Here is a 19,221-nt window from a genome sequence, read left to right as displayed (position 1 = left end):
GGACCGGAGCATGCGAAGGGCCCCGACCCTCCCTCAGGAGGATCGGGGCCCTGCACTCGCACGGGACGAGCGACACGGGATGAGCCGTGCGGCAGGTGATCAGGAGATCACATCATGCCGCCCATGCCTCCCATACCGCCCATGCCACCCATGTCGTCGCCGCCACCGCCGGCCGGCGCCTTGGGCTCCGGCTTGTCGGCCACGACGGCCTCGGTGGTCAGGAACAGGCCCGCGATGGACGCGGCGTTCTGCAGCGCGGAGCGGGTGACCTTGACCGGGTCGATGATGCCGGCCGCGACCAGGTCCTCGTACTCGCCGGTGGCGGCGTTGAGGCCGTGGCCGACGGGCAGGTTCTTGACCTTCTCGGCCACGACGCCGCCCTCGAGACCGCCGTTGACGGCGATCTGCTTGAGCGGGGCCTCGACGGCGACCTTGACGATGTTCGCGCCGGTCGCCTCCTCGCCGGTGAGCTCCAGCTTGTCGAAGGTGTCCTTACCGGCCTGCAGCAGCGCCACGCCACCACCGGCGACGATGCCCTCGTCGACAGCGGCCTTCGCGTTGCGCACAGCATCCTCGATGCGGTGCTTGCGCTCCTTGAGCTCGACCTCGGTGGCCGCGCCGGCCCGGATGACGGCCACGCCGCCGGCCAGCTTCGCCAGGCGCTCCTGGAGCTTCTCGCGGTCGTAGTCCGAATCCGAGTTCTCGATCTCGGTGCGGATCTGGGAGACGCGGCCGGCGATGCGCTCGGCGTCGCCGGAGCCCTCGACGATCGTGGTCTCGTCCTTGGTCACGACGATCTTGCGAGCCTGGCCCAGCAGGTCCAGCTCGGCGGTCTCCAGCTTGAGGCCGACCTCCTCGGAGATGACCGTGCCGCCGGTGAGGATCGCCATGTCCTCGAGCATCGCCTTGCGGCGGTCGCCGAAGCCGGGAGCCTTGACGGCCACGGACTTGAAGGAGCCGCGCAGCTTGTTGACCACGAGCACCGCGAGGGCCTCGCCCTCGACGTCCTCGGAGATGATCGCCAGCGGCTTGTTGGACTGGATGACCTTCTCCAGCAGCGGCAGCAGGTCCTTGACCGAGGAGACCTTCGAGCTGAGCAGCAGGATGTAGGGATCCTCCAGGACCGTCTCCTGGCGATCGGAGTCGGTGACGAAGTAGGGCGAGATGAAGCCCTTGTCGAACCGCATGCCCTCGGTGAGCTCCAGCTCGAGGCCCATGGTGTTGGACTCCTCGACCGTGATCACGCCTTCCTTGCCGACCTTGTCGAGGGCTTCGGCGATGAGCTCGCCGATGGCCGGGTCGGCCGCCGAGATGGCGGCGGTGTTGGCGATCTGCTCCTTGGTCTCGACCTCGTGGGCCTGGGACAGGAGGGTCTCGGAGACCGCGGCGACGGCCTTCTCGATGCCGCGCTTGAGCGCCATCGGGCTGGCGCCGGCGGCGACGTTGCGCAGGCCCTCCTTGACCAGGGCCTGGGCGAGGACGGTGGCGGTCGTGGTGCCGTCACCGGCGATGTCGTCGGTCTTCTTGGCGACTTCCTTGACGAGCTCGGCGCCGATCTTCTCGTAGGGATCGTCGAGTTCGATCTCCTTGGCGATCGACACGCCGTCGTTGGTGATGGTGGGGGCGCCCCAGGACTTCTCGAGCACGACGTTGCGGCCCTTGGGGCCGAGGGTGACTCGGACGGCGTCGGCGAGCTGGTTCATACCCCGCTCGAGGCCGCGCCGGGCCTCCTCGTCGTAAGAGATGAGCTTGGCCATTGTGGAATCTCTCCCGTGTGGTGTGGTGTCCACCCGACCCTCGTGCCCGCGACGGACGGCACCCCACGCCGTGTTCATGTCCCACGGCGCCGGATCCCTCACGGGGCCGGAATGTTGGTGGCCGGCGAAGCAGCGGACTGCTCCCCGGACAGGCTCACGACTCTCGAGGGCGGCCTCGCCGATCGGCGCTGTCACTCTCGATCATCGAGTGCCAGATCATCATAAGCACTCCGACCCGGAGAGTGCTAACCCTAGGCGGCTTCTTCTGGCAGCGGAACCTCCGGGGAGTCCATTCGCCCGACGATGCAGAACGCGCGCCGCCCTCCCGGATCGGGGGTCGACGCGCGCCCTGCATGCGTGAGAGGCCTTCGGCCTGCGGGATTCAGCCCTCGCCGCCGCCGTCCTCGCCGCCGCCGTCCTCGCCCTCGGCGTCCGCGCCGGGTTCGTCGACAGCCACGAAGGTGATGCGTGCGTCGTACTCATCGCTCTGACGGGCCTCCCCGGCACCGACCTGCTGGGCGAGCGCCTGCGCGCTCTCGGCGTCGGCCTCGTCGCGGTAGAACACGACGGGCTCCTCCTGCGTGTTGTCCGCGGTGGCGACGCCGACCTCCGTCCATCCCTCGCCCTCGAGGGTCTCCTCCCAGGTTCCGGCCAGCCCGTTGATGCCGCCGGCATTGACGACCAGCACGGGAGTGGACAGATCCGGCTCCGGGGCCGGCTCCTCCTCGGTGGTCGCCTCCTCGCCGTCGGCGGGGGCCTCCTCGCTGGACTCGCTCGCGGCGGGTGTGGTGGGGTCCTCGGCCCGCTCGTCCCCGTTGCCGCCCATGCCGCCGATGAGGAAGAGCAGCACGACCAGCATCACCACGGCAGCGCCGATGATGATGATGTAGAGCAGGTTCTGGCGCCAGAACGGCTCCTCGGCGCGGTGGGCGCCGTGGAAGGAGGCGCTGTCCGCCTCCTCGTCGAAACGGTCCGGCGGGTAGGGATACTGGGAATCAGCCACGGCCCCATTAAACCTGCTCCGGGCGGCAGGTTGTCGGAGCACACGCCCCGCACGTCGGCTCGGCACGGACCCGCCTCGGCCCGGGTCGGTCCTCGCTCAGGCCACGCGATCGGCGCCGCGCGCAGGGACGGCGCCGTGCTCGGAGGTGCGCTGCGAGCGCAGCCGGTTCACCAGTGCCGGGGCCGCCCTCAGCGCCGCCGGCTCGTCGAGCAGCGTGTTCAGCCTCACGTAGTAGCCGACCTTGGAGATCCCGATCTCCTCGCGGATCGCGCGCTCCTTGGAGCCGACGTAGCGGAACGTCCGCGATTCCAGGGCGAGGATGCGCTGATCCAGATCCGACAGCTCCGAGGAGGCGGTCGGCGGGGCGTCCTGCGAGCCCTGACGGGCCGCGTCGGGCTCCGCAGAGGCGTCGTGGTCGGAAGGCATGGACCGACAGTACGGCTCCCGAGGCGCCGGTCATCGGCGGCGCGCCGCACCCCTGGCGCGGATGGAAGACTGGTCACATGCCGCAGCCGCTCACCGAGATCATCAGTGCCGATTGGGCCCGCGAACTGTCCCCGGTGGAGGACCGCATCCATGCCCTGGGCGAGTTCCTGCGCGCCGAGGTGGACGCCGGCCGGGGATACCTTCCCTCCGGCGACCGGGTGCTGCGCGCCTTCACCCGCCCGATGGCCGACGTGCGGGTGCTGATCGTCGGCCAGGATCCCTATCCGACGCCGGGACATCCGATCGGCCTGTCCTTCGCCGTCGAGCGCGATGTGCGTCCGCTGCCCCGGTCGCTCGCCAACATCTATACCGAGCTCGAGGACGACCTGGGGATTCCCCGCGCCGTGCACGGGGACCTGACCGCCTGGCAGGACCAGGGGGTGCTCCTGCTGAACCGGGTGCTGACAGTGGCACCCGGCAGCCCCGCCTCCCACCGTCGGCGCGGTTGGGAGGAGGTCACCGAGCTCGCGATCCGCGCCCTGGTGGCACGCGGCGGTCCGCTGGTGGCGATCCTCTGGGGCCGCGACGCCCAGTCGCTGATCCCGATGCTCGGGGGCGTGCCGCACATCGCCAGCGCCCATCCCAGCCCGCTGTCGGCCTCCCGCGGCTTCTTCGGGTCCCGGCCGTTCTCGCGGGCGAACGCGCTGCTGGAGCAGCAGGGCGCCGCACCGATCGACTGGCGCGTGGAGCAGCCGGACTGACCCCGGGTCTGTCGCATCCCGGGGTCGGCGCAGTGCGTCCCGAGACGTGGACCGGGCCGGGGCGGCCTGCGGACGGTGTCCCTACGCCCAGGTCCAGCTCTCCAGGATCTGCCGGAGCTCCGGGGAGATCTCCGTGCTGCCGTAGGTCTCCACGACGATCTGCATCACCTGGTCGCCGACATCGGCGCAGTAGGTCTCCGAGACCACGTCCTGGTCCTCATGCGTCCCGGTGGCGCGATAGGCCACGAGCTCCTGACCATCGAGCTCGACGGGATCGATCTCAGTGGCGTCGCCGGTCTCGTCCCAGCTGAAACCGAGGAACGCGGACTGCTGCTGGCACTCCGCCTGGGCGTGGAGGTCGCTCGAGAAGAGGTAGACGTCCAGAGAGTTGCCGGCGTAGGCCTCGTAGTCCTCCTCGTCGATCTCCTCGTCGCGCAGCTGGATGAGCAGCCCGGTCTCCGCCTCCTCCGAGGTGACCTCGCCCGCGATCCACCCCGCCGGGTACTCGAGGCTGAAGGTCTCCTCCTCGAGGCGCTGGGCCTGGGCGGCAGTGGTCTCCGTGCCCGATCCGTGGTCGCGTCTCTGCGTGGCGAGATAGATGACTCCGCCGGTCACGGCGAGCAGCAGCAGCACGATCACCAGCCCGGCGCAGCCGAGCATGACCCACATCCCCGTCCGCCGGCCCTGCTGCGGCCCCGCGGCCTCCGGCGGCGGCATCTGCCCGCCCGTCGGCACTCCCCCGTGCCCTGTGTGGGGTGGCTGCCCCATGGTCCCTCCTGCCCCCGAGATCGACACCCGCCGACAGCACCGCCCGCGGGTTCGGGACCATGGTACGGAGCGCACTAGTGTGGTGGCACGTCGAGCGACAGCCCGCCCTACCGCCGCGGAGGAACGATGCCCCTCAATGCCGCCCAGTTCTCCCCTCAGGGACCCGGGGTCGACTACGACCCCCACTGGTACCGCAAGGCCGTGTTCTACGAGGTGCTCGTGCGCGGCTTCGCCGACGGCAACGGTGACGGCAGCGGTGACTTCACCGGCCTCATCGAGAGGCTCGACTACCTGCAGTGGCTGGGCATCGACTGCCTGTGGCTGCCGCCCTTCTTCGCCTCCCCGCTGCGCGACGGCGGCTACGACATCTCCGACTACGAGGCCGTCCTGCCCGAGTTCGGTTCGATCACCGACTTCGAACGCCTGGTCTCCGAGGCCCACCAGCGCGGGATCCGCGTGATCATCGATCTGCCGATGAACCACACCTCGGACAAGCATCCATGGTTCCTCGAGTCCCGGTCGGATCCCGAGGGGCCCTACGGCGACTTCTACGTGTGGTCCGACACCGACGAGAAGTACTCCGAGGCCCGCATCATCTTCGTGGACACCGAGGAGTCCAACTGGGCGTTCGACCCGGTGCGCCGCCAGTTCTACTGGCACCGCTTCTTCTCCCACCAGCCCGACCTGAACTTCGAGAACCCCAAGGTCCGCGAGGCCATGTTCGACGTGGTGAAGTTCTGGCTGGACAAGGGCGTGGACGGATTCCGGGCCGACGCCGTGCCCTATCTCTACGAGGAGGAGGGCACCGACGGCGAGAACCTCCCCGCCACCCACGAGTTCCTCGCCGAGCTGCGGGCCTTCGTCGATGCCCGCTGGCCCGGCAAGGTGATCATCGCCGAGGCGAACCAGTGGCCGCGCGACGTGGTCGCCTACTTCGGGACCGAGGAACGGCCCGAGTGCCACATGTGCTTCCACTTCCCCGTGATGCCACGACTGTTCTACGCCCTGCGCGAGGGCAACGCCCGTCAGATCGTGGAGATCATGGCCGACACCCCGGACATCCCCTCGGGTGCCCAGTGGGGCACCTTCCTGCGCAACCACGACGAGCTGACGCTGGAGATGGTCTCCGGTGAGGAGCGCTCGGCGATGCTCGGCTGGTACGCCCCTGACTCACGGATGCGCGCGAACGTCGGCATCCGCCGGCGGCTGGCTCCGCTGCTGGACAACTCCCGCTCCGAGCTGGAGCTGATCCACGCGATGCTGCTGTCGCTCCCCGGTTCACCGTTCCTCTACTACGGCGATGAGATCGCCATGGGCGACAACATCTGGCTCGATGATCGCGACGCGGTGCGCACGCCGATGCAGTGGACCCCGGACCGCAACGCCGGGTTCAGCGAGATCACCGACCCCGGCAAGCTCTACCTCCCGGTGATCCAGTCGCTGGTCTACCACTACGCCACCACCAACGTGGAGGCGGAGATGGCCCACTCCGGGTCGATGCTGCACTTCGTGCGGTGGATGCTGGCGGTGCGACGTGAGCACGACGCGTTCGGCATGGGCAGCTATCGCAACATCCCCGCCGACTCGGACCGGGTGCTGGCCTTCACCCGCACCTACGACGGCGCCGAGTACGGCGAGGACGCCGAGGAGCACGCCGAGACGCTGCTGTGCGTGTTCAACCTGGCCCCGCACCCCGTGACCACCACGCTCGAGCTGGGCGGGCTGGGCCGACGCACGGTGCGCGACCTGTTCGGCGGCCACGAGTTCCCGCCGATCAGCGACGACGGGAAGCTCATGGTCATGCTCGGCTCCCAGGGCTACTACTGGCTGAAGGTGCGCCCCCTCCATCCCGACGGGGAGCCGATGACGGTCACCACGGCACTGCCCGTCGTGCCCGAGGAGGAGGACGCCTCCTCGAGCATCTGATGCTCGCGGGCACGCGCTCCGTACGCTCGCGCCACAGGCCACAGGCCACAGGCCACAGGCCACAGGCCACACGGCGCACGCCGCACGCCACACGCCACACGCCACACGCCACACGCCACACGCCACACGCCCCGACCCTGTTCGCGCGCTGGCGTGCACGCCCGCAGCCCTCGGATGAGGAACTGCCGCCGACGTGCCGCTGCCCACGTCGCGACCATCGAGAACGCTCCGTTCGAGCGTCCCGGAGCCGGCGGCGGTATCGTGCGCGGTCGGTAAGGGTCCGATCCGGGCCGCGGTACGAGTGAACGGGAGGCGACGGTGACGACACCACGATCGAGGGCCGAGGAGGCCCAGGATCCGAACACGTCGCCGGAGCGGCTGCTGGAGATCACGCAGCGCCACCCCCAGCTCCACGGCCTCGTCGTGCGCAACCCGTCGTGCCCCGAGGTGGCACGTCAGTGGATCCTCGCGACCAACCCCTGGGCGAAGGACTCGTTCGACGCCGAGTCCGATACCGCTCCGACCCGTACGGTGCCCGCCGACAGCACGGAGTCCGACGACGAGGTAGCGACCCGCGAGGCGGCGACGGGGGCGAGCACCGCAGCCCTGCCGCCGCTGGCCGATGCGACACCTACTTCAGCCACACCGGCGGCAGCCAGTCCCACCGAGGACGACCCCTACGCCACCTCGGTGTGGGGCGATTTCGCCGACGCGGGCGGGTCAGAGGGAGGGGCATCGTCGCCGGCACAGCCCGGCCCGGCGGCCGGCCGCACCGGCGAGAGCCCCACCGTGCGTCTCGCTGCCGGCAGCTCCGCAGTACCGCTGGGCCAGACCAGCCCGGTGACCCCCGCCCCTGTGCCGGCGCAGCAGGCCCAACCAGGGTCACAGCCCCCGCCGCCGCAGAGCCAGCCGCAACCCCAGAACCCGTGGGGGCCTGCCGCCGCAGCTGGTGTCGCCGGCGGCGCGGCGAGCGGCCCGGGGCCGCTCGAGGTCGGCACCGGCGGCGGCACCGCCCCGCCCGACGAGGATCCCCCGGATCGACGCCGCGCCTGGTTCGCCTGCGGCGGATGCCTGGTGCTGGCTCTCATCCTGCTCGTGGTGGCAGGCCTTGTCGGCCGGGCCTGGCTGACCGAGGACTCCGGGGACTACGACCGCAGCACGGCAAGCCCGACAACCTCCGAGGAGCCCTCGGAGACGGCGGAACCCACCGAGGAGGAGACGACGGAGGAGGAGCCGGTCTCCCCCGCTCCCGAGGATGCCCAGGAGCTGGAGACGATCAGCTCGCCCACCGGGAACATCTCGTGCCGGCTCGGCGAGGACAGCGTCGGCTGCTCCCTCGGCGAGGAGCACTACTCCGACGCAGGACTCGAGGACTGCGGCGACGAATCCTTCGCCATAGCGGTGGCCGCTGGTTCCCCGGTCCGCAACTGCGGGCAGACCTACGGGGGCAGCTCGCCCCAGACCCTCGAATACGGTCAGAGCGCCGTGAACGGCGATGTCGCGTGCACCAGCAGGTCCGACGGGATGACGTGCTGGAACACGAAGACCGGCAAGGGATTCATGGTCAGCCGCTCGACGTACGAGACGTTCTGAGCGGCCCGGGCAGGTCAGTGCTTGCAGGTCGCAGCTGCTCAGCCCCCCGGCCAGGGATGCCACCGTCAGCACGGTTCCGCCGATCACCGCGAGGATCCCGATGATCTCCATCGGGATCCAGAAGACGGAATGCGGGCCGTGCCTGCCGATCACCCGGCGCCCGTCCTCGAGGACCTGGGCGATCATCTGATCGGCCTCGTCACGGCTGCGCGGACGCAGGTGACAGGCACCTCACGGCATTCCCCTGATACCGATCGCTCCGAAAGACATCCCGGTGCGGGGCGCCGTGACGGGGTTTCGAGCTGGAGACGAGATTCGAACTCGCAACCGCCTGTTTACAAGACAGGTGCGCTACCGTTGCGCCACTCCAGCGGGTGGCTGTACTGCCTGGTCACAAGCGTATCAGGACCACCTGCGGATCCGCGCAGGGATTTGAACACATCGCCCCAGAGGGTTGAGCCTGCAAGAGCGTACCGCGCCCATTTCACCATCGCTGCATGCCGCTCCCAATAGGATCCCGGCCGACGCACACGCCCGCGGATGGGTATGCTCCGGCCACCAGCATCCGACTGCGACAGCCGACGGCACGTCGTCGGGTGGGCTTCGTGCAAATGCGGCGGCGGCCCACGCCGAGCTGCCACCGAACATGGATATGCGTCGAGTGCGGCCACCGCACCGCCGTCGAGTGCACCGGGCAGGTCGGGACTGGGTCGAGGGACTGGTACGGATGCGGTGACAAGCTCAGTCAACTACTCTCCGGGGACGCGGTACGGAGAATAGCGGGAGCGGCAGATCAGTCGCATGGATGCGCGATTGCGCGCGCTGAGGCGCGATCAGACCGAGCGAAGGCTTGCGAAGCTGAAGTCGAGACTGAGCAGACGACGGCGCGTCAACAGAGGGCTGCTACTGCGAACGAGCAGTGGATGCGACGGCGAGCGCAATCTACCGGGTATGGCGCGCGAACGGACGCTACTACGTCTATGCGAACTAGTCACGGTTCGGTCACCACGCCACTCCGCGCGGACGGCCGCCCATACGATCAGTCTCATGCGTGCCCGCTTCCTCACCCTGGCCTTCGCATCCCTTGCGCTCGCGGCCTGCACTTCGGGCTCATCCAAACCGGTGAACTCAGCCACTTCCGAGACTGCGACCCCGCCGCCGCTGGTGCTGACGGTAAACGTCACAGACGTCGTGCCGCTACAGATCGCGACGAATAAGGACGATAAAGAGTGCTATCCCTCCGCGGTGACCGTAGGGGCTTCGGAAAAGGGAGCCCAGCATCCGAAGATCACAGTGCGCGATGCGGACGGGACCATAGTGGGGACCGCTGACGTTTCGGTGTCGGGATCGTGGACCGAGGATGGATGCACGATGCCAACACTCGTGGGAGAGGTGCCAGCGTCTGACTTCTACACACTCGCCCTCAAGGGCGACGGGGGGATCTTTAAGATCGAGTCGCACGAGTTCGAGAAGACGGTGGAGGCTGAACCAGTGGATGGGGAGCTCGTCGTGGAGTGGGAGCTGTGAGCAACGAGGATGGAATGCTCGCGGCGTCCGGTGTGAGCGCCGGAGTGTCGACGGTGGTACAGCGGGGCGCGGCCGTGTCGACGGTGGTACGGCGGGGCGCGGCCGTGTCGCTGTCGTTGCTCTCGCACGAGCGGCAGGACCACGAAGCAGAGGGCAGCAGATCGTGACCCGCGGACCGTCGGGCAGCTGGATCGACAACGAACAGACCATGCACCTAGTCGATCCCAGCACCCCCACCGCACTAGAAGGGGACCTGATCTGGACGCAGACGGAGACCACCACGGTCCGTGGCGTCGTCGCCGTCGATGCACCCAAGGGCGACTGGGAGGAGCTCCGGGTGGAACTGCACGTGACGCCCATGCGTCCGGAGCGGTTCTTCGCGAGCTTCGTATGCCGGGCGGGCTGGATCCGACGACTCTGCGTGAACAAGCAGCACAGACCTATTGACGGCACCCACAAGCACCGTATCGTTGCAGGAGCAGAAGACTGCTACGAGCCCGATGACATCCCGCCGGTTCTCGTCCAGCCCGATGTGCCGCCCGGGACCTACGAGGCAGTGTTCAGGGCCTTCGTCGCCGAGTGCACGATTGTCGTACCCTCGACGTTCCATTGGGCATCACCGTGGGAAGGAGCGTGATCTCGATGGACTCCAACGGCATCACCTCCGCACTGATGCGGCAGCTTCTCGAAGAGACTCGGGTCCGCCCCTTCGGCGAGGGCTTCCTCGTGGACACCCCTCTGGCGTACTCCGACGGAGACACCGTGACAATCGGCGTGTTCCCTCTCGGCGGCGGGTTCCGTGTCACAGACCGCGCCGAGGCCATCGACCGACTCGGCGAGGCTGGCGTCGGCCTAGCCAAGACGAACCGCACGACAGAACTAATCGACATGCTCCGTCGACGGGCGCAACTTTCGCCCGTCGACGCGCACGAACTCGAAGTGGCCGACTACGTTTCACAGGCCACGCTAGCGGCAGGAATCCTCCATGTCGCCCGGGTCGCTCAGAGTATCGAACACTTGCGTTGGACCATGAAGGAACCTACGCCCCAGCCCTATCGTGATGTCGTCATTGCGGAAGCCCAACAGATCGCGCGACGACATCACTGGAACAGCCGAGCGAACGCGCGCGTCCACTTGCGGGGAGGACAGGAACGTCGATTCACCGCAACGGTGAACGTGGGCAAGCGCACTGGGTACGTTCAGGCGCTGGCTCTCTCAGACCGAAACGCTGCAGTCGAGCACGCCTATTACATGTTCAGCGAGCTTGACGCAGAGCGTGAAGCCAAGCTGGCGGTCGTCGACATGCGCTCGGCAACGTGGCCCGAAGCTGACCTCTCTGCCATCGAGAGGACAGGTACCGTCGTCCAATTCAGGCGGCCGGATGACCTTGAACAAGCGCTCGTGAGGCTAGAAGCTCCGGCCTTAGCCTGACGCGTCTCGACTGTCCGCGGCCCCCATAGCGTCCCCATAATCTCGGACCGGCGACCATCAATGCGGTTCCCGCACCGTCACACTGTTCCCGCAACGCTGACACCCGCTACCGTTGCGCCACTCCAGCGGGTGGGGCCGGCCGACGAATCGACCGGCCCCGAAAGTGTAGAGCAGGTGGCCCGAGCGCTACCACGCGGTGAGCGCTACCACGCGCATCTGCCTGCTCGGCTGAGCTGGCCGCTCAGCCCTGGCCGGCGTCGGAGGCGCCGCCGGCGTCGGAGGCGGAGCTGCCGCCCGCGGCCAGCACCGCCTCGCGCAGGGCGCCCGGCGTGGACCAGTCCTCGAACGCCGTGCCGTCGATCGCGACGTAGGGGGTGCCGCCTCCGGCCTCCGCCCCGTAGGGATCGGCGACCTGTCGCACCCACGGCTGATAGGTGGCATCGGTGATGCAGCTCTCCACCTCCGCCGAGGCACCGGCTTCCTGCGCGTAGCCCCAGATCTGCTCGTCCGTGAGGCCGGCCGAGCCCTCGGCCGGCTGGTTGGCGAACATCAGCTGCTGGAAGGGGATCACATTGTCCGGGTTGTCCTCGTAGACGCACACCAGGGCGCTGGCCGCGCGGGAGGAGAAGTCACCGGTGGTCGACTGGGTGTCGAGCAGGCGGCGCGGGACCAGATGAAGCGTGGCCTCCTCGTTCTCCACCATGGTGGCGACGTCTTCGCCGTTGGTCTCCTCGAACTGCCCGCAATAGGGGCACATGAAGTCCAGGTGCAGCTCGACGACCGGCTTCCCGGAGTCCTCCGGGGCGCCGAGCTCCAGGTACGGCTGGTCGGCACTCATGCCCTCGGGGACCGCGACGGGGCCGGCCGGCTGCTGCGACTGGTAGATCAGGTAGCCGAGCCCGCCGAGGATGGCCAGTGCCACCACAGTGATCGCGGCGATGACCACCGTCCGTACCGAGCGCTGGCGGCGCAGCTCGGCCTGACGCTGTGTGCGCAGAGCCTCTCGCTGGGCCTCGCGGCGCTCCTGCGCGGACTTCGACGAACCGGACGCGGCCATGATGCTCCTTGCCCCCGGACCGGGGCTGCGGTGGAAGACAGGTCGCAGGGAGTTTAACTGCCCGAGTCTGAGCATTGCTGATCACGCCGACGCGGCTGCTGCCGGCGAGCGCATGCACGTCGGCGCCGCCGGTGCGCTCGGCATCACCGGTGCGCTCGGCGCCGTCGGTGCGCTCGGTCTCGCCTGCGCGACTCAGCCGCGCCAGAGGCCGATGTCGTCCAGCCGTGGCCCGGCCGGGAAGGGGAAGTAGTCCACCATTCCCTCTCGCGCGAGCAGGGTCGTGACCACTGCGGCCAGCAGGAGCAGGAGGAGGCCCACCACCACGGCGCTCCAGACGAGGTCGGGCGCGGCCGCGTCCAGCATCCGGTGCGCGCCGGTGCGGGTGGTGCGGCTGCCGAGGCCGACCCACGTGATCAGCAGCGTCACCGTGATCGCGATGGCGAACGCGACGCCGTCGGGCGGTGGCGTGCCCTGGGCGAGGGTCCATGCCGCATCCACGGCCACGCCCACCAGCACACCCAGGATCAGAGGGAACAGCGCCTGCAGCGCCATCTCCAGCAGCCCGAGAACGAACCCGAACGGTGCGGAGAGACCGGCGGCCCACCGGGGACCCGCGCCCGTGGAGCCGCGCAGACGCTTCCGCTCGACGGACCGGTGGGATCTCTCCCACGTGCGGGCGAGCGCGCCGAGCAGCAGCATCAGGGCCAGCGACACGTACGGGGCGACCGCAGCCAGGGTGATGATCAGCAGGTGCCCGATCCACACCAGCAGCGGCCTGCGGGGCGGCGGCACGGGCATGGGCGGCGCGCCGGCGCCGTACGGCGACTGACCCGGATACTGCGACTGGCCCGGGTACTGCGGCTGGCCTGCGGGCTGCGGGTGATCAGCGGGCTGCGTCGGCGCCGCGACCTGCTGTCCGGCATATGACTGGGGTGGATACGGCTGCTGGGCGTATGCCTGCGGCGGGTACGGCCGCTCGGCGTATGCCTGCCTCGTCGGAGAGGGCGGGATCGACTGCTGCGGGGCACGCTGCACGGGGCGTCCGGCGGCTCCCGCCGGCCCGGCGTGGCCCTGCCCCGGGCCGGTGGCGCTCTGCTCCGGGGCGGGCACGGCCGGGAACCGGCGGGTGGGTGGCCCTGTCACCGGCAGCGTCTCAGTGGCAGGTTCGGACGGCGACTCGACGCGGGGCAGCGCCTCCGTGGGTGCCTCGACGGGAGTGCTCACGCGCGGGAGGCTCTGCGTCGCCCGCTCACCGTCCGGCACCGCCGGCAGCACCTCCGTGGCCGGGTCACCCTGTGCGCCGCCGGCCGGCGGGGCCTGCCGGGCGGTACCCGCAGGGCCGGTGCCCTCGCCCGCGGAGCTGCCGACCGGCGCGGTGGCGTCCGTCTGCCCGGCGGCCTCCTGCTCGGCATCGGTCTGCCCGGCCGCATCGGCGCCGACGACGGGCAGGACCGCCGTACGACCGTTCGCATCGAGGGCCTCCGTCGGCCCCGGGTCGTCGTAGTAGCTCAGATCCAGCTCGGCCAGCCGCGCCAGCAGGTCGTCGGGATCCGGCCGCTGCGCGGGATCGGACTGCAGGGCCGATCGCAGCAACTCGCCGAGCTCGCTCGGCATGCCCTCGAGGTCGATCTCGCCGCGCTCGGCGCGCAGGAACACCAGGTCCGCCCGGCCGCTGCCGTAGGGCTCGCGGCCCGTCGCGGCGAAGGCCAGCAGCGCGGCCCACGCCCACCAGTCCCCCGCCTCCCCGGCGCGATCGGTGCGGATCACCTCGGGATCCAGATAGGCGGCCGTGCCCATCACCAGACCGGTCGAGGTCAGGCGGGACTCCTCCGCGGCGATCGCGATCCCGAAGTCGATGATCACCGGGTCCAACCGGTCCCCGTCGGGATCGAAGACCGCCAGGTCCTCCTCGGAGGCGCCGCGCAGCAGGACGTTGCTGGGCTTGAGGTCGCGGTGGATCACACCGGCGCGATGGATGTCGCGCAGGGTCTCGCCCATGACCAGGCCGAGCTCCCGCACTGCCTCCGGGTGCAGGCCACCATGGGCGCGCACGGCATCCTCGAGCGTCGGCCCCGGGACGAACTCGGTGACCACGAAGGCGTCGGAGGAGTCCAGCTCCGCATCGAGGATCCGCACGATGTTCTCGTTGCGCACCAGCTTCTGGGCGGCGACCTCGCGCGCGAGGCGCTCACGGGCTCGAGGGTCATCGGAGATCTCGTGACGCAGCAGCTTCAGGGCGACGTCCCGTCCGTCCGCGTCGTGGGCCCGGTAGACGATGCCCATGCCGCCCGCGCCGATCCGGCCCAGGACCTCGTAGCCGGATTCCTCGGCCAGCGCCATCAGCCGCGGGTCACGGCGGGCGCTGCGGGAGGAATCGGTCTGAGCCATGAGCGCCATGCTACGAGGCGCCGCCTGACCTCCGGGTCATCCTCACCGGACCCGCACAGAGCCCGCACAGCGGCGCCGAGGCACCGCACGGGGAAGTCCGGGAATCCATTCCCGCCCGCCGTCCCGCGTGAGAAGATCCCCCTGCGGCGCGGTGGGCGCCGCCCTGCGACCCCGGGCAACCGCCCGGCTGCCGAGAGGAAGGGCCTCCATGCGCTCCAACTTGTTCGACGCCTCCAACCAGGAACGACAGACCAACGACCGGTGGGCGCTGCAGTCCTCCAAGCTGCTGCGCTGCGCGCTGAACCCGCAGGCGCCCGAGATCATCTCGGCCGCCGGCGCGATGGTCGCCTACCAGGGCCAGATGGACTTCTCCTACCAGGGCTCCGGTGGCGGCATGAAGCTGCTGAAGAAGATGGCCACCGGCGAGGGCGCGAACATGATGCGCACCACCGGCCACGGCGAGATCTTCTACGCCCGCCAGGCCAACGAGATCTTCCTGATCCAGCTCGAGGGCGAGGCGCTGACGCTGAACACGAAGAACATGCTGGCCTTCGACGGCTCCATCCAGTGGGACATCAAGTCCCTCGGCGGTGCGGGCTTCATGGCCGGCGGCCTGTTCAACCTGTTCCTGCAGGGCCAGGGCATGGTCGCGGTCACCTCTGACGGCCCGCCCATGCTTCTGGACTGCTCCCAGCAGCCCACGTTCGTCGATCCGCAGGCGGCGGTGTGCTGGTCCGCGAACCTCCAGCCGCAGATCAAGAACGACTTCAAGATGGGATCGCTGATCGGCCGCGGCTCCGGCGAGTCCTTCCAGCTCGGCTTCCACGGCCCGGGCTTTGTGGTGGTCCAGCCCTCCGAGGGCATGCCGGTGGTCAGCTCCTCCTCGTCCTGATCATCTGCTCGTCCTGATCACCGCGGTCGAACCGTCCACCGCACAGCTCGCCGCGCCTACGATGGCCCGGTGAGCATCGCACCCCCGCAGGCGCTGGTCGACGAGCTGGCCGCCCTGGGCCCCGTCGGTCGTCGACGGGCCGCGACGTCGGCGGCGTCGATGATCGCCGCCGACGTCTCCGTCTCCGCGCCCGTCGTCGACCCCGTGCCGGTGGTCCTGGACGCCGAGGCGTGGGAGGAGATCTCGACCGGGCTGATCCAGCGGGCACGTCTGCTGGACGCCCTCTACGCCGACCTGTACGGGCCGCGCACCGTGCTGGGCACGGACGTCGCCCCGGTCGGCGATCTGCTGCGCGACCCGGCCTATCTGCGGGCGGCCGTCGGCATTCCCTCCCGCGGCGCCCATCACCTGTTCGCCCTGACCTCCACGCTGACCCGCGGCGCCGACGGGACCTGGGTGGTGCTGGAGGATTCGGTCGACGTGCCGGGCGGCGCCGGGACCGCGCTCGAGATGCGGCGGGTGCTCTCCCGCTGCGCGCCGACGCTGTACCGCACCACCCCGCTGCGCCGTCTGCACCCCTTCTTCGACGCCGTGCGCACCGGCCTGCACCACCGCACCCGCACCGACGGCAGAGCGGGGCGCACGGTGGTTCTGACCGATGACGCCGACGATCCCCTGCGCGCCTTCGACCACAGCTGGCTGGCCAACCTGCTGGGCGCCCCGGTGGTCTCGGCCGGGGACCTGCGCACGGGCTCCGGCACCCTCGCACTGCGACTGCCGGGGCTGGAATCCGATCCCGGTGACGCGGTCGACGCGATCATCCGTCTGCTGCCCTCCCCGCTGCTGGATCCCCTGGACCTGGGGCCGACGCCGCTGGGCGGCGTGACCGGTCTGGTCGAAGCGGCCCGCTGCGGCGACGTCGAGGTGTTCAACCCCTTCGGTGCGGGTCTGCTCGAGAACCCGGCGCTGCGCGCCGCACTGCCGGACCTGTGCCGTCAGATCCTCCACGAGGATCTCCAGCTGCGCCCGGCGGGCCCGACCGCGGGCGGGGATCCCGCGCCGGGAACGGCAGCGACGCCGGATACCGCGGCGCCACCGGCCTCCGCGGCGGCGGAGCGGGCCGGCTGGCTCTCCCTGGACCCCGACGGCGGTGACGAGCTCGTCGAGCGGCCGGTACGCATCCGTCTGCTGGTGATCGCCTCCGAGGACGGGTTCGACGTGCTGCCCGGCGGCGTGGCGCATACCGACGACGAGGGGCCCGAGGCCCTCAAAGACGTCTGGGTCGCGGTCCCGGAGACCTCGGCCCTGCCGGGAGGACCCGGTGAGGACCCGCCGGGGTCCGAGCTGCCGGAGGCCACCGCCGCGAGCGCTCCGCGCGGCGTGCTGAGCGCCTACCCGGCCATGACCCGCTCGATCGGCTCGGACCTATTCTGGTTCGGCCGCTACCTGGAACGGGTCGACTCCACCGCCCGGCTGCTGCGCACCGTGCTGGACACCTCGAACGATCTCGGCTCGGAGCGGGGCCGTACCGCGCGCGTCGCGCAGTCCGTGCTGCTGAGAGCAGTCACCGACGTGACCACCACCTATCCCGGGTTCCTCGCCCTGGATCCGCACGATCCCGAGGCGGTGCGCACCGAGATCACCAGCCTGCTCACGGATCTCGGCCGCCCGGGCTCACTCGCCCAGTCCTACGCCGCGCTCGCTCACACCACCCGCACCCTGCGCGATTTCATCTCCGACGACGTCTGGCCCGTCATCGCCCGGATGCGGGAGCGGCTGCGCACCCTCGCCGGCCCCGAGACCCAGCCGCTCGAGGAAGGGCTGACGGACATCGTCGACGGCTGCCTGACCCTCTCCGGCGCGGTCGCGGACTCGATGCCCCGCAACTTCGGCTGGGACCTCACCGAGGCCGGCCGCAAGATCGAGCGGACCATGGGCCTGCTCGCGCTCCTGCGCGCCACCCTCGGCCGACGCCGCACTCGCGCCGCCGAGGTCCGCATCGCCGGAGCCGTCGCCGCGATCACCGAGTCCGGGGCCTCCTACCGGCGCTCCTACCATGCGGCCGTCCAGTCCGAGCTGCTGGTCGAGCTGCTACTCAGCGACGTCACCCTGCCGCGGTCGATCGCCTTCCAGCTCGACCGGCTCCACGCCACCCTCGACCGTCTGCCCGAGGTCACCCCCTCCCCCGAGCTCCGCGCGCCGCTGACCGCGCTGCGCTCCCGCATCGCCTCCTGGGCCCCGCGCGACCTGCTGCGACCGGCCGAGGACGCCGGCGGCGCCGACACCTCCGACGGCGCCCCGACAGCCCTGCTCGAGGAGACCGACGCCGCGATCGCCTCGCTGCGCGAGCTGGCCACCGCCATCGAGAACCGCTTCTTCCGTCCCTCGGAGTCCACGTCCCTGTGGGGAGTCGATGATGTCTGAGCAGACCGACCGGCCCGAACAGTCCGAGGACGGACGCGGACCTCTGCGACCGGGAGCCGCGCCGGCCTCCGCATCACCAGCGGCGTCACCGGCGGCGCCACCGCCTGCCCCGGAGATCCCGCTGCGCACCGAGACCGAGGAGCCGGCCGAGGCGGCCCACTACCGCGTCCACCACCTCACCTCCTACCGGTACGCCAAGCCCGTCTCGCGCAACTACGGCCGCGCCCACGTCGAGCCCCGGGCCACGCCCCATCAGCGGGTGCTGTCCCACGAGGTCGTCGTGGACCCGGCGCCGGCCCGGCTGACCGCGCACACCGACTTCTACGGCAACTCCTCGACCTATCTCCTGGTCGATGAGCGGCACGAACGACTCGACGTGCATTCGCACGCCCGGGTCACCGTCGCCGAGCGCCGCTATCCCCTCGAGCCGATGTCCCGCCCCTGGGAACTGTGCACACCGGAGAACTGGGGTCCCCTGCTGCCGGCCTCCAGCATCGACTTCGTCCACTCCTCCCCTCGCATCCCGGGCGGCACCGCGGCGCGCGAGATCTCCGAGCGGGTGTTCACCCCCGAGCGCCCCATCGGGGAATGCCTGGCCGAGCTGACCGCGCTGATCCACACCGAGTTCACCTACGACTCCCGTGCCACCACCGTCACCTCCACTCTCGAGGACGTCCTGGCCGCCCGGCACGGCGTCTGCCAGGACTTCTCCCACGTCGGGGTGGCCGCGGTGCGTGCCGCCGGACTCGCCGCCCGATACGTCTCGGGATACCTCCGCACCGCCCCGTCGGCCGAAGGTGCGCTGGTCACCCAGCCGGCCGGGGAGATGATCGGCTCGGCGGCCTCCCATGCCTGGCTCAGCGTGCTGGTCCCCGGCACCGGCTGGGTGGACATCGACCCCACCAACCGCACCTTCGTCGATCAGCGCTTCGTGACCACCGCCTGGGGCCGCGACTACGGCGACGTGCCGCCGCTGAAGGGCATCGTCGTCGGCCCGCCCGGAGCGACCAGCACGCTCGAGGTCGCCGTCGGCGTCGTGCCCGTGACCCCGGAGGCCTCGAGCGCCGAGTGAGGGCGACGAGCCCGCGGCCGGGGCTGCCGGGCACGCGATGAGGGAGAGGGCTACGGGCCCATAGCGGGGCTGCCAGGTCGGAATGAGGGACGCGAGGTCGACGACAGGCCTGCGAGCGCAGGGCGAACTCTCCGGCCGACCGGGCGGTGGAAACGTAGCCCGCCGGGCCGGCGGCGACATAGCCTGACGCTGCGTC

The 19,221-nt window shown here is 70.3% G+C and carries 15 protein-coding genes and 1 tRNA gene; 9 read left to right on the top strand and 7 right to left on the bottom strand.

All coding sequences use genetic code 11. The features are described 5' to 3' along the window. Positions 1 to 107 precede the first annotated feature (107 nt). The 3 genes from groL to ACFQRJ_RS01095 form a co-directional block, all read right to left on the bottom strand. Positions 108 to 1,757, bottom strand: coding sequence for a chaperonin GroEL (gene groL / locus ACFQRJ_RS01105; RefSeq protein ID WP_377016135.1), 1,650 nt, complete (start codon positions 1,755 to 1,757; stop codon positions 108 to 110). A 382-nt stretch (positions 1,758 to 2,139) separates the two neighbouring features. Then, positions 2,140 to 2,760 carry a LytR C-terminal domain-containing protein gene (locus ACFQRJ_RS01100; protein WP_377016133.1) on the bottom strand — a complete coding sequence of 207 codons (621 nt, stop codon included), beginning with the start codon at positions 2,758 to 2,760 and terminating at the stop codon, positions 2,140 to 2,142. 96 nt (positions 2,761 to 2,856) lie between these two features. After that, positions 2,857 to 3,186, bottom strand: a complete 330-nt coding sequence (locus tag ACFQRJ_RS01095) for a DUF3263 domain-containing protein (RefSeq protein WP_377016131.1) — start codon at positions 3,184 to 3,186, stop codon at positions 2,857 to 2,859. Positions 3,187 to 3,263: 77 nt separating this feature from the next. Here ACFQRJ_RS01095 and ACFQRJ_RS01090 point away from each other — a divergent pair, with 77 nt between their 5' ends. Beyond that, a complete protein-coding gene (locus ACFQRJ_RS01090; protein ID WP_377016129.1) occupies positions 3,264 to 3,947 on the top strand; it encodes a uracil-DNA glycosylase in 684 nt (227 codons plus the stop codon). 81 nt (positions 3,948 to 4,028) lie between these two features. Here ACFQRJ_RS01090 and ACFQRJ_RS01085 read toward each other — a convergent pair whose 3' ends face one another. Then, a complete protein-coding gene (locus ACFQRJ_RS01085; RefSeq protein WP_377016127.1) occupies positions 4,029 to 4,715 on the bottom strand; it encodes a hypothetical protein in 687 nt (228 codons plus the stop codon). Positions 4,716 to 4,841: 126 nt separating this feature from the next. On the opposite strand from ACFQRJ_RS01085, the gene treS reads away from it, so the two are divergent. Continuing rightward, positions 4,842 to 6,641, top strand: a complete 1,800-nt coding sequence (treS, locus tag ACFQRJ_RS01080; protein WP_377016125.1) for a maltose alpha-D-glucosyltransferase — start codon at positions 4,842 to 4,844, stop codon at positions 6,639 to 6,641. A gap of 318 nt (positions 6,642 to 6,959) precedes the next feature. Beyond that, positions 6,960 to 8,234, top strand: a complete 1,275-nt coding sequence (locus ACFQRJ_RS01075; protein ID WP_377016123.1) for a hypothetical protein — start codon at positions 6,960 to 6,962, stop codon at positions 8,232 to 8,234. 300 nt (positions 8,235 to 8,534) lie between these two features. Here the strand turns inward: ACFQRJ_RS01075 and ACFQRJ_RS01070 are convergent. Further along, positions 8,535 to 8,606, bottom strand: a tRNA-Thr gene (locus tag ACFQRJ_RS01070). A 675-nt stretch (positions 8,607 to 9,281) separates the two neighbouring features. Here ACFQRJ_RS01070 and ACFQRJ_RS01065 point away from each other — a divergent pair. From ACFQRJ_RS01065 to ACFQRJ_RS01055, 3 genes are all read left to right on the top strand, one after another. Then, positions 9,282 to 9,761 carry a hypothetical protein gene (locus ACFQRJ_RS01065; protein WP_377016121.1) on the top strand — a complete coding sequence of 160 codons (480 nt, stop codon included), beginning with the start codon at positions 9,282 to 9,284 and terminating at the stop codon, positions 9,759 to 9,761. A 163-nt stretch (positions 9,762 to 9,924) separates the two neighbouring features. After that, a complete protein-coding gene (locus ACFQRJ_RS01060) occupies positions 9,925 to 10,398 on the top strand; it encodes a hypothetical protein (protein WP_377016119.1) in 474 nt (157 codons plus the stop codon). Positions 10,399 to 10,403: 5 nt separating this feature from the next. After that, positions 10,404 to 11,192: a hypothetical protein gene (locus ACFQRJ_RS01055; protein WP_377016117.1), complete on the top strand. Its 789-nt coding sequence runs from the start codon at positions 10,404 to 10,406 to the stop codon at positions 11,190 to 11,192. A gap of 241 nt (positions 11,193 to 11,433) precedes the next feature. On the opposite strand, the gene ACFQRJ_RS01050 is transcribed toward ACFQRJ_RS01055, so the two are convergent. Both ACFQRJ_RS01050 and ACFQRJ_RS01045 read right to left on the bottom strand, forming a co-directional pair. Next, positions 11,434 to 12,249 (bottom strand): DsbA family protein, encoded by an 816-nt coding sequence (locus ACFQRJ_RS01050; protein ID WP_377016115.1) that lies wholly within the window; start codon positions 12,247 to 12,249, stop codon positions 11,434 to 11,436. Between the two features lie 192 nt (positions 12,250 to 12,441). Beyond that, positions 12,442 to 14,637, bottom strand: coding sequence for a protein kinase (locus ACFQRJ_RS01045; RefSeq protein ID WP_377016113.1), 2,196 nt, complete (start codon positions 14,635 to 14,637; stop codon positions 12,442 to 12,444). 208 nt (positions 14,638 to 14,845) lie between these two features. Between ACFQRJ_RS01045 and ACFQRJ_RS01040 the strand changes: the two genes are divergently transcribed. The 3 genes from ACFQRJ_RS01040 (at position 14,846) to ACFQRJ_RS01030 (ending at position 19,025) form a co-directional block, all read left to right on the top strand. Next, positions 14,846 to 15,529, top strand: a complete 684-nt coding sequence (locus tag ACFQRJ_RS01040) for an AIM24 family protein (protein WP_377016111.1) — start codon at positions 14,846 to 14,848, stop codon at positions 15,527 to 15,529. A 69-nt stretch (positions 15,530 to 15,598) separates the two neighbouring features. Next, positions 15,599 to 17,953 carry a circularly permuted type 2 ATP-grasp protein gene (locus ACFQRJ_RS01035; protein ID WP_377016109.1) on the top strand — a complete coding sequence of 785 codons (2,355 nt, stop codon included), beginning with the start codon at positions 15,599 to 15,601 and terminating at the stop codon, positions 17,951 to 17,953. After that, positions 17,946 to 19,025, top strand: coding sequence for a transglutaminase N-terminal domain-containing protein (locus ACFQRJ_RS01030; RefSeq protein ID WP_377016107.1), 1,080 nt, complete (start codon positions 17,946 to 17,948; stop codon positions 19,023 to 19,025). The genes ACFQRJ_RS01035 and ACFQRJ_RS01030 overlap by 8 nt, the downstream gene beginning before the upstream one ends. Positions 19,026 to 19,221: the final 196 nt, after the last annotated feature.

The organism is Brachybacterium sp. GCM10030252, from assembly GCF_042666535.1.
In the GTDB taxonomy this organism is placed as follows: Bacteria; Actinomycetota; Actinomycetes; order Actinomycetales; family Dermabacteraceae; genus Brachybacterium.
Note: the sequence above shows the minus strand (reverse complement) of the source record. Positions and strands in the feature narration are given on the sequence as shown.

Excerpts from the sequence above, each read along its gene's own strand:
- groL (WP_377016135.1), bottom strand. The coding sequence starts at position 1,757 with ATGGCCAAGCTCATCTCTTACGACGAGGAGGCCCGGCGCGGCCTCGAG.
- ACFQRJ_RS01095 (WP_377016131.1), bottom strand. The coding sequence starts at position 3,186 with ATGCCTTCCGACCACGACGCCTCTGCGGAGCCCGACGCGGCCCGTCAG.
- ACFQRJ_RS01090 (WP_377016129.1), top strand. The coding sequence starts at position 3,264 with ATGCCGCAGCCGCTCACCGAGATCATCAGTGCCGATTGGGCCCGCGAA.
- ACFQRJ_RS01085 (WP_377016127.1), bottom strand. The coding sequence starts at position 4,715 with ATGGGGCAGCCACCCCACACAGGGCACGGGGGAGTGCCGACGGGCGGG.
- treS (WP_377016125.1), top strand. The coding sequence starts at position 4,842 with ATGCCCCTCAATGCCGCCCAGTTCTCCCCTCAGGGACCCGGGGTCGAC.
- ACFQRJ_RS01065 (WP_377016121.1), top strand. The coding sequence starts at position 9,282 with ATGCGTGCCCGCTTCCTCACCCTGGCCTTCGCATCCCTTGCGCTCGCG.
- ACFQRJ_RS01055 (WP_377016117.1), top strand. The coding sequence starts at position 10,404 with ATGGACTCCAACGGCATCACCTCCGCACTGATGCGGCAGCTTCTCGAA.
- ACFQRJ_RS01050 (WP_377016115.1), bottom strand. The coding sequence starts at position 12,249 with ATGGCCGCGTCCGGTTCGTCGAAGTCCGCGCAGGAGCGCCGCGAGGCC.
- ACFQRJ_RS01045 (WP_377016113.1), bottom strand. The coding sequence starts at position 14,637 with ATGGCTCAGACCGATTCCTCCCGCAGCGCCCGCCGTGACCCGCGGCTG.
- ACFQRJ_RS01040 (WP_377016111.1), top strand. The coding sequence starts at position 14,846 with ATGCGCTCCAACTTGTTCGACGCCTCCAACCAGGAACGACAGACCAAC.
- ACFQRJ_RS01030 (WP_377016107.1), top strand. The coding sequence starts at position 17,946 with ATGTCTGAGCAGACCGACCGGCCCGAACAGTCCGAGGACGGACGCGGA.